This window comes from Sporosarcina sp. SAFN-010 (genome assembly GCF_059415065.1).
The window spans coordinates 40,868-54,767 of the sequence record NZ_JBPFDS010000003.1 but is presented as its reverse complement, the minus strand read 5'-3'; the positions used below and the strand labels follow the sequence as shown (position 1 = coordinate 54,767).

Sequence of the window (13,900 nt, the reverse complement as noted above, 5' to 3'; positions counted from 1 at the left end):
ATTTATTAAATCTCTCTTTCTACGATCTATTTCACAAAGAGTTCATGCAAAGATAAATCGAAACGACTTTTTTCTTTCGATGAATCATCTAAAGCTACTTGACCTTTAAAAAGTATTTTACCCGTATACGAATCCGCAACAATTACATTTGCATTTATGTCTGCATTCATTTGTGAGGAAGCGACATAGAGTTTATCGTCTATTACGGTTGTAATTGGTTCTGACACGTTACCCTTTTCACCAGATAATTGGATACTAAATGGTTGACCAACCGTATCATCTGCTAAACGATACGGAGTTACTAGGAGTTTTTGTCCATCTAACATCATGAAATAAATGGTAGAACCATCGAAGAAGCTGAGTTGGTTACCTCCTAAACGCAAGCCTGGTATATTAATCGTTTCCTTTTCTTTCGTTTCTATATTGTAAGAGATGATTTCCTGACTTACAACTTCATCACTTGTAGTCTCCATATCTTCACTTACTTTATTTTCCGTTTTCAGAAGTATTAGATGGTCATTCGCTTTAGTAGGGCTTGTTCTAACTAGTTGTACATCAATACGGGTATGCTCTTGACTTCTCGGAAACTGAATAATTGCTTCATGGTTTATTATTTTTTTGGAAGCTAGATCAATCGTATAAATTCGTTTTTCTTCATATTGGTTCCCATTATTGCTTATCATGTTATTGGTGATGAGGTATAGCTTATCCTCAATTATTTGTACATCCTCGACTAAAAGATAATCCATTACTCTGCCCTCTGGAACATCCATTTTGAAGGAGTTTATAGTGTCATCCTCTTTGGTTAACACAGATATATCAAACTTATGGTTTCTTGATCTTACCGAACTAAAATCTACATCCGCATAAGCCAGAAACTGACTGTTCTCGAAAAATAACTCTTCCGAGAAATTTTTGCCTCTCATGAAAGTACGATGTTTTTCTTGTAACCCCTTGATTACAGCCGGTGGGTTTCCGACTAATTGATCAAAAAAGGAATGACCACTATAGGTACTTCCTATCGCGCTAATTGTTAGAAACGAATTAACACTTATCATGGAAGATGTATCTACGTAGTGGCCCTTCAACATCAGCGGTTTAATTTCTTGGGAATCCCCGCTTAATGTTTGGATAACAAACGTTGGAAATTGTTCCGCTGATGTAGAAGAATTTACGTAGAAAGAACCCATGCTAAGCAAAATAACAACGATGATTGCAGTGCATTTCCAATATTTTTTCATTTTCAACACTCCTTATACGGTGATCTTTTTCATTAACAGGAATCTACAAGTCCAAATAGACCCGGTGAGAACTAGTGATGCCATTATGATTTCAAGTACAAACAATTCAATTGAGTAGAAAAAGCCATTGAGAACAAACACATTTAAAAGTAATGGCAAAATCGTTAAACCTACCGCAACAGAACTATAAATAAGTCCAGCAATAATTCCTTTCCATTTGAAGCTTCTTTCCATTAAAATCGCAGTAAATAGAATACTAACAGCTAACACACCTGCACCATACATTAAAATAAGTTCTATCGGTCTATTTGGAAAGATGAAACGTAACTCTGGCAGGCTAGTCATAATTTGGTTCAAGCTAATATCCATAATAAATTCTTTAGGCACAATACCTTTCATAACTAGCGTCTCAATCGGTAGCATAATGAGTTGAAATGCAACTAGTCCTAATGTCATGATTAAAATAGTGGTAATCTTTGCAAAGAAAATATTCAATCTGGCTGTTGGGAGCATTAATAATCTGTAAATAAATGAATTCTTTCCAACCCAATCGCGATACCAAATAAGAAAGATATAGAATCCAACAGCAGCGACGCAAAACAAAATTGGAGCGCGAAACCACATGCTATTCACTATCTGAGACAAACTCAAATGCCCGTAATTTTCCAGAAACTTTGCTTTTGACAACATTCCTTCATAGATCAATTCATTAGCCATGTTAAGATAATATCTTGATTGCACAATGACTCCTACAATCTGTATAACAAAGGTTACACCAAGTAAAACTGCAAACAGTTTCGCAATGCGATTAAATTCAAAGTTAACGAGCTTCAAGTAATTTTTCATCTTTGATACACCTCTCTCATTACATCAATAACAGACTTCCCTTCGTTTTCACGTTCTTCTTCTGCACTAAATTCCTTTGTAACCTTACCATCATCTAGAAGGACCACTTTATCAATTAAGTGTTCGATATCCCCTACTTCATGAGTTGTAATAATTACACCGCGATTTTCAATCAAATGACTTGTAAATACATTTGCTATATCTTCTCGACTAAACATGTCAATTCCCGAAAACGGCTCATCCATTAATACATAATCCACATCAAGTGCTAGACCAAGTAACAGGTTAACCTTTGCTGCATTTCCTTTTGATAAGGAAGCAATTCGATCGTTCGGATCTAATCTAAAAAAACCTAGTAATTCAGTTGCGCGTTCCTGATTCCAACAAGTATAAAAGTCATTCATAAACTCCATCGCTTCTGCTATTTTCATGTGGGGTAGCATCGTAATAGTATCAGGGATAAAGGTGATTTTTTCGAATGTTGTTTTATTTATCGGTTCTCCATCTATTAAAATCTGTCCTTTAGTAATTGGGGTAAGAGCCATAATTGCATTTAAAATCGTTGTCTTCCCAACTCCGTTTATTCCAATTAAACAAGTAATTTCACCTTTGTTTGCTGTAAAAGATACGCCTTTTAATATTTTCTTACGTCCGAATTTCTTTTCAACCGCTTTTACCTCAATCATGGTTAAGCCTCCTTATCACCGTTATCCGTGTACTTTACCTTAACCAAGTCCAGCAATTCCTCTACTGGTACATTAATGGAACGGACAGATGTCACAAACATATCAACTGCTTCAGCAAGAAGTTCATCTCTTACCTTACCTAATATCATTTTATCCGATGTGATTTTACTTGGATGATTCTTCTCCGTATAAATCAATCCCTGTTCCTCCATTTCCTTATACGCTCGTTGCGCGGTATTAGGATTAACTTTCATCCGATTTGCCAACTCCCGCCTTGAGGGAATTTCCTCGCCAGGCTTCAAGCCCCCAACTGCAATTTTCTCCTTGAAATAACGAACAATTTGCAAATAGACCGGATCACGATTATTAAAATTTACATTCATCGAAACAACTCCTATAACAACCTTTTTTAACAATAATCCAACCGAGTGTGTGTACCACGTGGTTCATACACCATAAGCGTATTATATGCTTAATACACTACTGCCGTCAATACTATTCTGAATATTTTTCAAAGAGTTAATAGATAGGAAATCCGTACTGCATCATTTCATATGTATATAGTTGTTAAGACAACAAATAACCTTATTGAGGATCAGTTTACAATGCCCTGTTATACCTAACCAAATAAAAGCAAGAGGAGAAAAGAAATTCTTTTCTCCCCCCGCTTTTATTTGTGTACCTCATGACCAGAATGCAAACATCGATTTCACTCCGCCATCGTAAGAAATCTTTTTGTCCGTTCTTCCTTGGGATTATCAAATAGTTCTTTGGGGTCCCCTTGTTCGACAATGACACCGCCATCCATGAAAATCACTCGATCCGCCACTTCTCTCGCAAAATTCATTTCATGTGTAACGATGACCATGGTCATTCCCTCTTCTGCCAAATCTTTAATAACCTGGAGTACTTCTCTAACTAGTTCAGGGTCCAAAGCAGACGTGGGTTCATCATAGAGCATGACGGTAGGATTTAGAGATAACGCCCTAGCAATCGCCACGCGTTGCTGTTGACCCCCTGACAACTGGGAAGGATAATGATCACAACGATCTCCAAGACCTACTTTGCTAAGAAGGGATTCCGCTAATTCCTTTGCTTCGGCCGGTTTCACGCCATAAATAGTCAAGGGACCTTCCATCACGTTTTCAATGGCAGTCTTATTCGGAAATAGATTAAATGATTGAAAAACAAAACCAGTTTTCTTTCGTAACTCCCTAATCTCTTTCTTGCGTTTTCGATCCACTTTTCCACCTGTATGTAGTTCATGTGGACCGATTCTAATAATGCCTTCGTTCGGCTCTTCTAAATAGGTTAAACATCTGAGAAAAGTCGATTTTCCTGAACCGCTTGGCCCCATTATAACGACGACTTCACTTTTATTTACAGTCAAGTCGACTCCATCTAAAACCGGATTGTCTCCGAATGCTTTTTTAAGATTTTTAACTTCAATAACCTGCATTATACCCTCCCCCTAAACCTAGATTTCCTACCTACGTTATCGAACTAAATGCTTTGATGAGCGCTTTTCGAATTTATCCAGCAATGTAGTAAAGAACGTTATCAAAATCCAATAAATGGCTGCTGCTGTTAAATAAATCGTTAGCGGCTCAAACGTTTTTGCAATGATCAAACTAGACATTTGCAGTAGTTCAGTAACGGTTATGACAGAGACTAGCGATGTATCCTTCACTAGAACGATAAATGAGTTTGATAATGTCGGAATTGCAATCCGAAGACTTTGAGGGATAATGATCCTTCTCATCGCTTGCCCATATGTCATCCCCATTGAAATAGCAGCTTCCATCTGGCCCCTGTCGACAGCGAGGATGGATGCACGGAATGATTCAGAAAGATAGGCACCCGCATTTAGACTTAGTGCCATAATCCCCGAAGAAATAGGATCTAGTGAAATACCGATTTGAGGCAATCCATAGTAAATGACAAATATTTGTACAAGAAGTGGGGTTCCACGAATTACGGATATATAGATACTGGCGATTTGATAGACAACTTTGATCTTTAGAATTCGGATAATCGCTGTGGAAAATCCTATCACCAGTGCTATGAGTACTGATATACAACTTAAAAAAAGCGTCATGATCGTTGCTTTTAATAGGGAGGGCAATGAGTCAATTATTATCGTGACATCCACTACTTCACTTCCTTCCAGACTTTCTATCGAAGCAAGCCAAATCACTCTAAATGCTAACCCTTAAATTCAATGTGAATTCCCAGCTCTTTTAGTTCTTCAATAAAAGGATCAAACCTCTCGTTAACAATGATTGTTTCTATAGGGACCACACCTGTTTCTAGTATCTTTTTCTCTGCAATCCACTTTGCCGCTAGTGCAGCGGGAAGTGCAGTTGTTTTTGCCATGGAAGATATATTTCGTTCATGGTCGTATACATCAACCATTTCCCATGTATAGTTTTTAGATTTTCCATCTTTAGTACCTTTAACTTCCACTCGAACAACCGTTACATCTTCATTTGATACCCCTACCATTTTTGGCGCAAGTATCTTCTCAGATATTTTTACGGGAGTAGTGATGACCCCTTCGACTTCAATTGGCTTATTATCTAAAAAGCCCAACTCACCTAATACCTTCATCTTCTGCCAATGGCCAGGATAGCGAACTGTTTTTTCAGTTAAGTTGCCCACTTTTCCTTTTAACGTGAATGCAGTGCTATGTGCATCAGTTATGACGGCTTCACAGTCACCAACCGGGTAAGGGAACGACATTGACTCAAGCTCTGAGAGGGCCGGTAATTCTACAATTTCACCATTTTTGATTGCGAATGCAGGCTTTGTATAGAGCCCTAATACACTTTCTAGTCGAAACACGACCTGGTACCAAAGTGGTGGAACTGGCCATCTAGGAATCCCCCCGCAAATCAGAACTGCTTCATCGGCTTCATCAAGCATTTCGATTCCTTGTGCTGCAAGGAAGTTTGTGATGCCAGGCGCAACACCACACCCTGGGATAATCGTGACTCCAGCCTCTTTTGCTTGAGTATGTAATTCTAGTTTTTCTTTAAACATGGACCCAACCAGATCTACTAAATGACATTGCGAAGCGATTGCAGCTTTTACAGCGGTTAAGCTTAACGAATGAGGGAGACATCCAACTGCTACATCCGCTCCCTCGAGTACTTTTATGAAATCATCTTCCGTTGACAACGTTACCGTCTTTCCAAACACCTTTGGATTATCCGCAATTTCGAGACATTTATCGATACTCTCCTGTCTGACATCGACTGCCGTGACCGATTCAATTTCTTCGAATTTTGCCATTTCGCTAACGATTGTTGTGCCAATCATCCCAGTTCCTAAAACGACTACTCTCATATAATTTGTTCACCTCTGTCAATTTTTTATGAAAGAAAATCCTAGAGTAAACAACGATCCTGCTTCTGGTTACTCTAGGGAATTATCACTTGTCTAAAGGATCTGTTCCAAACCACTTTTTATAAATTTCTTTATAAGTTCCATCTTCTTTCATTTCCTTAAGTGCGTTATTCACTTTTTCTACAAAGTCTTCATTTCCTTTATTAACAGCCATTCCAATTTCATCTTTATTTAAGATGTCGCTGGTGACTTTAATCGGTAAGTTGTTCTCTTTGATGTTATAGTTCATTAGCAACTGGTCATTGATGATGACATCCAGGCGTTTATTCGTTAAATCTTGAATGTAATCGCTTACAGCTTTATACAACTTTACATCTGCACCATCAACACTGTTCGCAACTTCCTCAAAAGTTGTTCCCCCACCCACGCCTACTTTCTTCCCTTTAATATCAGCGAGTTCGGTAATATCATCTGTGTCTTCGCGCGTTACTAAAACAGAACCCGTCACAACGTATGGATCCGTGAAGTCTACGCTTTTTTTACGTTCTTCTGTGACCGTCATCTGACCAATAATAATATCGAATTTATCGGCTTTAAGTCCTCCGATTAGTCCATCCCATTTCGTTGCGATAAATTCAGCTTCAACGCCCAATCTTTTAGCGATTTCATTTGAAATGTCTACATCAAATCCTTGGAACTCGTCCTTGTCGTTGAGAAAGTTAAACGGTGGGTATGTCCCTTCAAAAGCTACTTTCATGACTTTAGAATCTGTGATCCGATCTGCCACATCTGTCGTGACTGCTTCTTCAGCCTTTTCCTTACTTTTCCCTCCACACCCTGCAAGTACTGCCGCTAATACTAGTGATAAAATAGATAGCCACAACATTTTTTTCATCTTTACCCCTCCAAATATAATATTTACGAGCGCTTTCAATTAGAGATTTACATCTCCACCTTTCACCTTGTCCGTATCGATTGTTTGTCCCACGCCATTGAGGTACAAGTTAGTTAACTATATGTCCAAGCCATAGGAATGATTCGTGAACCTTTCTTAATAAGACTACAAAAAATTCAAAAGCCGCCAGCACTACTGACGAGGATTCAACGTCAATACTGCTGGCAGCTACTATATTCTAAATTTAATAGTTATCGATTTGTGCTCGTTGCAATTTCCCACTGTAATCCACGTAGACGGATTTCCATTCTGTATAGACATCAAGTGCAGCTACTCCTGAATCTCTATGTCCGTTTCCTGTTCCTTTTGTCCCTCCGAAAGGCAGATGGATTTCTGCTCCCGTCGTCCCCGCATTGATATAAACAATCCCTGTATCGAGATCCCTCATCGCTTGGAAAGCTAGATTGACATTAGCGGTGAAGATTGAACTGGACAATCCAAATTCCACACTATTATTCACTTCGATGGCTTCTTCCAGGCTTTTCACCGGGATAATTGAGACTACTGGACCAAAGATTTCCTCTTGAGCAATTCTCATATCAACCGTTGCATCGGTGAATATCGTTGGCGCATAGAAATTCCCAGTAACGAGTCCGCTATCTGTTATCATACTTCCCCCAGCAAGAAGTGTAGCTCCCTCTTCGAGACCGATTTTCACGTACTCATGGATTTTCCCTAGAGATGAACGATTGATCACCGGACCTACTTTTACTGTTTCGTCCGCCCCATCACCAAGCGATAATTCACCAATTCGGTCAACAAGCTTGTTCTCCAGGTCCTCTTTTACATCCTGATGAACGATAATTCGGCTTGTCGCTGTGCACCGTTGGCCGCTTGTACCAAATGCCCCCCACAAAATACCGTCAACTGCAAGATCGAGATCCGCATCTTCCAATACAATGACAGCATTTTTTCCGCCCATTTCTAGAGATGTTCTTTTCAATAGTTCTCCAGCACGGGCATTGATAGCACTACCAACCTCATTTGACCCAGTAAAGGAAATCAAATCGATATCCGGGTGTTCGACCATTGCATTCCCTACTTCTCTTCCGGAACCATTCACTAAATTCAGAAGACCTTTCGGTAATCCTGCTTCTTCAAAAATTTTCGCGAATTCGTATGCGATGATTGGTGTTTCTGTTGCGGGTTTCCATACTACTGCATTCCCTGAAACAAGGGCCGGAAACGACTTCCAGGAAGCAATCGCAATTGGGAAATTCCAAGGTGTGATCAATCCCGCAACGCCGATTGGAACACGTACACTCATCGCGAATTTGTTGCGAAGCTCAGATGGAACTGTATCTCCAAATAGGCGCCGGCCTTCTCCTGCCATGTAATAAGCCATATCGATCGCTTCTTGTACTTCTCCGCGAGCTTCGTCAATCACTTTGCCCATTTCACTAGTCAAGATTTGTGACAATTCTTCTTTACGCTCTTTCAACAGATTTGCAATTGTATATAAGTATTCCGCACGTTCAGGTGCCGGAACAAGACGCCATTCTTTTTGTGCTTTTTTAGCAGCTTGGACGGCACGATCCACATCTTCATCAGTTGACTGTGTGACTTCCCCTAGTACTTTTCCGTTAGCTGGATTTAGCACGTCCACAAATTTACCGGAAGAGGATTCGCACCACTCACCGTCGATGTAGTTAAGAAGTTTTTTCGTGTCATTGCCTCCGCTATCCTTTGTCCCTTTTTTAGATGGATGAACAACTTGAATTCCTTTACGATTTATCATATAACTGCCTCCTTCTACATTTTACGTATCTGTTAAATGCTTTCTTTGATTCGATGAATTGCTTCGAATAATCGTTCATTCGGAACCGACAGTGAGATGCGGAAATACCCCTCTCCACCGGGGCCAAAGGCATTGCCGGGTGTAACGATTACGCCTGTTTTCTCTAGAACACTTGTGACAAATTCCGTTGAAGTAAAGCCTTTCGGAACTGGTGCCCAAACAAATAAACTTCCTTTTGGAGGCTCTACCTGTATGCCGATAGAGGAGAGACCATCCAACACGACAGCCATTCTTTCTTCGTAAATGCCGTTATGTGCTGTAACACAACTCTGGTCGCTATTTAAAGCAAATGCAGCTGCTTTCTGGATCGGCGTGAATTGTCCAGTGTCCGTATTACTCTTTAGGACTGATAGCGCTTTAATGATTTCTTTATTGCCAACTACATATCCGATTCTCCAACCTGTCATATTATAGGTTTTCGAAAGCGAACCGAATTCGACCGAACCTTTTTTAGCACCCTCGACCTGCAGAATACTTGGCGCGGTATAGTTCGAATACGTCACCATGTTATAAGCAGAATCATGAGCGATCGGGATGCCCTGTTCTTTTGAAAAAGCGACTGCCTTTTTGAAGAATTCAATATCAACAGTAGCCGAAGTCGGATTCCCTGGATAATTTAAAAACATCAGTTTGGAACGGGTTATGACTTCTTGAGGAATTAAACTAAAATCTGGTTCGAAATTATTCTCTTTCAGTAAAGGCATGTCGTAATACTTTCCATTCGCTAGTAACGTTGCCATTCTGTAGACGGGGTAGCTAGGATCTGGTATCAATACTGTATCCCCAGGATCTATCAGTGTTGGAATCAGATGAGCAATCCCTTCTTTCGAGCCGATGAGGGCTAGTACTTCTGTTTCTGGATCGAGATCTACACCATATTGTCGTAAATAGAAATCAGCAATGGACTGACGATATTCAAGGCATCCTATGAAACTGGGATACTTGAAGTTCGTAGGATCTTGCATCTCTTCTACTAATTTCTCGACAATATGCGGCGGTGTTGGCAAATCAGGATCCCCAATTCCTAAATCGATCACATCCACTCCCGCCCCAATCATTGCAGCCTTCTTCTTATTGATCTCTGCAAACAAATACGGAGGGATTTGTCCCAAACGATTCGATTGATAGTCCAAAAAACCACCTACCTTATCTTTAATCTCAACACTATATGCCACAATAGAAACTCTATGATGTTTTGTTTCTAAATATGCCGCAGAAGTCTCTTTTTATTTGCTTTACATGATGAGGTTCACTATATTGTTTAATATGAGAATTTTCAGATAAAAAAAGATACTTTTGAGTAGACAGTGGAGGAATACGGCTGATTAAAAGCCTTTGAGGATGAAGCGTAGGTTGATGTACGGTAGTTATTCACTAATATATTAAAAGCCGTCAACTGCCACGGAGACAGTTAACGGCTCTTGAATTCCATTATTGTGCTGTAAATTTGTAGTTTCCAGATTTTTGTCGTTCAGTGCTTCCAAGTTTCTAGATTATTTAAACGTTCTTGTTTGTTTCTTACACAGGCATTGGTCACTGTTTTAAATCAACATACCTGCGATTGTAGCACTCAACAGATTCGCCAACGTTGCAGCAATAATCGCTTTCATTCCCAGCTCTGCAATGTCCTTTCTTCTTGAAGGTGCCATTCCTCCCAATCCGCCGACCAACATAGCAAAAGATGAAAGGTTTGCAAAACCACAAAGTGCAAAACTAATCATGGCTACACTTTTAGGTGACAGATCATCTATTTCAGGTGCAAATGAGGAGTAGGCAACAAATTCGTTCAGTACGAACTTCTGTCCAATAAAGGACGCTGCCTGTACGGCTTCATCCCAAGGAATTCCAATGACAAAAGCAAGTGGAGCCAATAGATAACCTAATAACTGTTCTAGTGTTAACGATTCAAAACCAAATACACCACCAGCAGCTCCAATTATCGTATTCAGTAAAAAGATAAGAGAGATAAAGGCGATGAGCATGGCACCCACACTTACTGCTATTTTCAAGCCATCCATGGCTCCTCGTGATGCTGCGTCGATGACATTTACCGATTCATCGTCTTTAACCATTTGAACATCTTCGTTTAAATCTATTGGTTCTGTTTGAGGAATGATTATTTTCGCGAATAACAATCCAGCAGGTGCGCCCATAAATGCTGCAGCCAATAAATAGTCTAGAGGGACACCCATAATTGCATATCCGCCTAAAACAGCTCCTGACACACAAGCCATCCCACCTACCATAACTGCAAACAATTCGGATTTGGTCATTTTCTCAATATAAGGTTTGACTACCAATGGGGCTTCAGTTGGACCTAGAAAGATATTAGCTGCTGCTGACATTGACTCAGTCTTACTAGTTTGTAAAATTTTCGACAAAATTCCACCGATGACTTTGGTTGCAAACTGCATAATCCCAAGATAATAAAGAACTGAGATTAATGAAGCGAAGAAAATGATAATCGGCAACACTTGAAATGCAAAGGTAAAACCGGCATTATCTGCGTTAAGGACGCCACCAAACACGAATTGGATTCCTTCATTGGAAGAGTCAATCACGGTTTGAACAAGTTTTGAAATGAATTGCAAAATCGTTCTTCCAAATTCCCATTTCAACACGATAAATGCAAAAATCAGTTGGAAGGCTAAGGCGCCTATAACGGTTCTTGGATTGATGGATTTTCGGTCTTTAGAAAGTACTAGTGCAATTGCTAATATGCTGATAATCCCTATAATTCCCCAAATGTATTGCATCGTCTCTCTCCCGTCTTGCAAATAAAATCTATAGAAGCGCTATACAATCTTTTGTTTTTCACCTTGTCCAAGTAACTGACGCTCGCATCCTTTATAAACAGGTACTTGTCCGCTTGTACCAGCCACTTGAACTGTAGTTAATGTAATTTCCATATGTCGATCAAATTGAACATTTCCGCCAGTGATCATAATGCCTTCAACTTAAAAATTGTGAAGAGCTGTTAAAATCGATATCGTGTCGACACCAGCTGTAACTGTATCAATAGTAGCGAGTTTTTTCTCCATCATTTTGAGTTTTCCCCCGTTACTTTCTTCGCTAAGTCCGTCATGTAGTCAAAGAAAGCATCGCGATTCACATCATACACTACATTCACCGGGCGACCTTCAGAGGTTTCAACTGTACGTCCTTGGCTCGGTCCTTCTGTGATGACAACACTGTTAATTGTTTGTACCTTAACAAGATCACTGTTGCCAACAAATGCAGTCGTTAAAACATCCCATAAATAGTAAGTCGAATTTGTTGAAAAGTGAACTAGAGGTGGAACCATTGCATAACATTGACCGAGGAAGTCGACGCCAATATAGTTTCGCTCTTTAGCCCAACGTTCTCGCACATCTAAAGTCAAAGGTACTTGATTAGTACTTTCAAGCGCGACGAGATCGATTTTTATATTAGTTTCCCATACTCGTGCAGCAGCTTCCGGATCCCAAAACACATTCCACTCTGCCGTTCCGTCATGCTCGGGTTCATGTACATTCCCAGCTTCTCTAAATGTACCTCCCATCCAAACCAATCGCTCGATCTTCTCTTCAATCTCTGGTGCCTCATCCAATGCTCGTGCAAGGTCAGTAAGAGGTCCCGTGAATAATAACGTTGTTTTTCCAGTGGTATTGCTAAGTTTATCTATCATATGAAGATGCGCAGGCATGTCTGCTACAGGTGTATTGACTTCCCCGGATTCATTTAAAATCGGTAGTGCATCTACAAAAAATGCATGCATGCGCCAATCTGATGGAAACGAGTTTTTTCCGCGCGAATTAGATTTGGCTACTTCGAGACCACCTTCACCAAAGCGATCGATGATCTTTCTGCTGGCTACTACCGCCGGCTCCAAATAGCAATCCGCTGGAATAACCGATACCCCTGTCAATTCCACATTCTCCATCTTAAGTAGTAAAAATAATGAAACCAGATCATCGACTCCGCCATCATGATTAAAGTAAATTTGTTTTTTCGTCATTTTAGATTCCCAACCTTTTTATTAATTATTGTTTGTATGAATAGTTAATAACATAATAATTGGATTTAAGCCTTGTGTTGATTTGAAACTTTGTAAGGCAATCATTCATAAAAAAGTACAGGTCCCAATTCAATTTTCTGTACTCTAACAATTCCATGGAGGGCATGAGTAGCTCCCTCATAAAAGACTTAAAGATGCGCTTGTGGACTTATGAAATTCAAGATGTCAACTTAAATTCGAGATAATTGCAAAAAAACCCAGGTAAATACATACCCAGGTTACAGATTTACAAAAAGAAGAAAGAAATGCATTTAATGATAAACACGATAACTAGTCATTCTTTAATGTAGTCCGGTAGTTTACGGTTACCCGGTAGAAACGCTCAAGCCATATTCTTAAGCATATACATTCATAAATATAATATTAATTATTTCAATGTATAATTTTTAGCATGAAAGCATTGAACTAGTCAATGGATAACACGAAAGTTGTTATATTGCGATATTTCAACGGTTTGAAATCACCTCATAAAAATAGCGTTATCCGATTGGACGACCCCAACTGGAAAACGCTTTCTTAACTAATTTATTTTTATGAACGTTTGTGACCATCTATTAGAAAGGAATCCTCTAGGGAAAACAGATGCTAACATTATGAGCTTTGATGTTATCAAATGTCTGTATCAGCCACGATAGAGTCTCACATAATTCACTAGCAGTTACCTCTGTACTATTCGTTACAGTACTCACAACTATTTACATAGTTTATTTGCATATATGTACTATTATTAAAAAACTCTTCAATGGGTACTATCAACACACCTGAACTATCAATTCTAGTAATAAGATCTTCTTTCGTTAGAAAAAACAAATCTTTTTCTGGAACATAAGTTTCGATCCAGGTCTGTAAGATGTTTTTTGTTGGTTTGATTTTCATTTTATCCCCCAAGATGTTCATATTTATATGGTGACAATTGCTTTTTCTATTAGATTGAACGGATATAATTGTCGACTGTAAACATATGTATCC

13 protein-coding genes and 1 riboswitch are annotated in these 13,900 nt (G+C 39.3%); all 13 genes read right to left on the bottom strand.

Annotation, left to right across the window (positions count from 1 at the left end):
* Positions 1–26: 26 nt before the first annotated feature.
* Entirely contained in the window at positions 27–1,241 is a 1,215-nt protein-coding gene (locus ACR65F_RS04850; protein WP_440503476.1) for a hypothetical protein, read from the bottom strand.
* Between the two features lie 12 nt (positions 1,242–1,253).
* Complete coding sequence (locus tag ACR65F_RS04845) at positions 1,254–2,087, bottom strand: hypothetical protein (RefSeq protein WP_440503475.1); 834 nt, start codon at positions 2,085–2,087, stop codon at positions 1,254–1,256.
* Positions 2,084–2,773: an ATP-binding cassette domain-containing protein gene (locus ACR65F_RS04840; protein WP_440503474.1), complete on the bottom strand. Its 690-nt coding sequence runs from the start codon at positions 2,771–2,773 to the stop codon at positions 2,084–2,086. Before ACR65F_RS04840 ends, ACR65F_RS04845 begins: the two co-directional genes overlap by 4 nt.
* A 2-nt stretch (positions 2,774–2,775) precedes the next feature.
* Positions 2,776–3,156, bottom strand: coding sequence for a GntR family transcriptional regulator (locus ACR65F_RS04835; protein ID WP_440503473.1), 381 nt, complete (start codon positions 3,154–3,156; stop codon positions 2,776–2,778).
* Between the two features lie 326 nt (positions 3,157–3,482).
* Complete coding sequence (locus ACR65F_RS04830) at positions 3,483–4,232, bottom strand: amino acid ABC transporter ATP-binding protein (protein WP_125102219.1); 750 nt, start codon at positions 4,230–4,232, stop codon at positions 3,483–3,485.
* 36 nt (positions 4,233–4,268) lie between these two features.
* On the bottom strand, positions 4,269–4,925 hold the full coding sequence (locus ACR65F_RS04825; RefSeq protein ID WP_039044127.1) for an amino acid ABC transporter permease: 657 nt from the start codon (positions 4,923–4,925) through the stop codon (positions 4,269–4,271).
* Positions 4,926–4,978: 53 nt separating this feature from the next.
* Complete coding sequence (locus tag ACR65F_RS04820) at positions 4,979–6,121, bottom strand: saccharopine dehydrogenase family protein (protein WP_440503472.1); 1,143 nt, start codon at positions 6,119–6,121, stop codon at positions 4,979–4,981.
* A gap of 85 nt (positions 6,122–6,206) precedes the next feature.
* Positions 6,207–7,016, bottom strand: a complete 810-nt coding sequence (locus ACR65F_RS04815; protein ID WP_125102217.1) for a transporter substrate-binding domain-containing protein — start codon at positions 7,014–7,016, stop codon at positions 6,207–6,209.
* Positions 7,017–7,260: 244 nt separating this feature from the next.
* Complete coding sequence (locus ACR65F_RS04810) at positions 7,261–8,814, bottom strand: aldehyde dehydrogenase family protein (protein WP_440503471.1); 1,554 nt, start codon at positions 8,812–8,814, stop codon at positions 7,261–7,263.
* 32 nt (positions 8,815–8,846) lie between these two features.
* Positions 8,847–10,007, bottom strand: coding sequence for an LL-diaminopimelate aminotransferase (locus ACR65F_RS04805; protein ID WP_440503687.1), 1,161 nt, complete (start codon positions 10,005–10,007; stop codon positions 8,847–8,849).
* A 408-nt stretch (positions 10,008–10,415) separates the two neighbouring features.
* A complete protein-coding gene (locus ACR65F_RS04800; protein ID WP_440503470.1) occupies positions 10,416–11,630 on the bottom strand; it encodes a NupC/NupG family nucleoside CNT transporter in 1,215 nt (404 codons plus the stop codon).
* 39 nt (positions 11,631–11,669) lie between these two features.
* Positions 11,670–11,819: a hypothetical protein gene (locus ACR65F_RS04795; RefSeq protein ID WP_369795244.1), complete on the bottom strand. Its 150-nt coding sequence runs from the start codon at positions 11,817–11,819 to the stop codon at positions 11,670–11,672.
* Between the two features lie 95 nt (positions 11,820–11,914).
* Entirely contained in the window at positions 11,915–12,871 is a 957-nt protein-coding gene (locus ACR65F_RS04790) for a nucleoside hydrolase (RefSeq protein WP_039044131.1), read from the bottom strand.
* Positions 12,872–13,198: 327 nt separating this feature from the next.
* A riboswitch (purine riboswitch) is annotated at positions 13,199–13,300 on the bottom strand.
* Positions 13,301–13,900 lie beyond the last annotated feature (600 nt).

Bases quoted from the DNA above. Each gene is read 5' to 3' on its own strand.
- ACR65F_RS04790 (WP_039044131.1), bottom strand. From the start codon at position 12,871: ATGACGAAAAAACAAATTTACTTTAATCATGATGGCGGAGTCGATGAT.
- ACR65F_RS04845 (WP_440503475.1), bottom strand. From the start codon at position 2,087: ATGAAAAATTACTTGAAGCTCGTTAACTTTGAATTTAATCGCATTGCG.
- ACR65F_RS04810 (WP_440503471.1), bottom strand. From the start codon at position 8,814: ATGATAAATCGTAAAGGAATTCAAGTTGTTCATCCATCTAAAAAAGGG.
- ACR65F_RS04820 (WP_440503472.1), bottom strand. From the start codon at position 6,121: ATGAGAGTAGTCGTTTTAGGAACTGGGATGATTGGCACAACAATCGTT.
- ACR65F_RS04850 (WP_440503476.1), bottom strand. From the start codon at position 1,241: ATGAAAAAATATTGGAAATGCACTGCAATCATCGTTGTTATTTTGCTT.
- ACR65F_RS04830 (WP_125102219.1), bottom strand. From the start codon at position 4,232: ATGCAGGTTATTGAAGTTAAAAATCTTAAAAAAGCATTCGGAGACAAT.
- ACR65F_RS04840 (WP_440503474.1), bottom strand. From the start codon at position 2,773: ATGATTGAGGTAAAAGCGGTTGAAAAGAAATTCGGACGTAAGAAAATA.
- ACR65F_RS04835 (WP_440503473.1), bottom strand. From the start codon at position 3,156: ATGAATGTAAATTTTAATAATCGTGATCCGGTCTATTTGCAAATTGTT.
- ACR65F_RS04815 (WP_125102217.1), bottom strand. From the start codon at position 7,016: ATGAAAAAAATGTTGTGGCTATCTATTTTATCACTAGTATTAGCGGCA.
- ACR65F_RS04800 (WP_440503470.1), bottom strand. From the start codon at position 11,630: ATGCAATACATTTGGGGAATTATAGGGATTATCAGCATATTAGCAATT.
- ACR65F_RS04795 (WP_369795244.1), bottom strand. From the start codon at position 11,819: ATGATCACTGGCGGAAATGTTCAATTTGATCGACATATGGAAATTACA.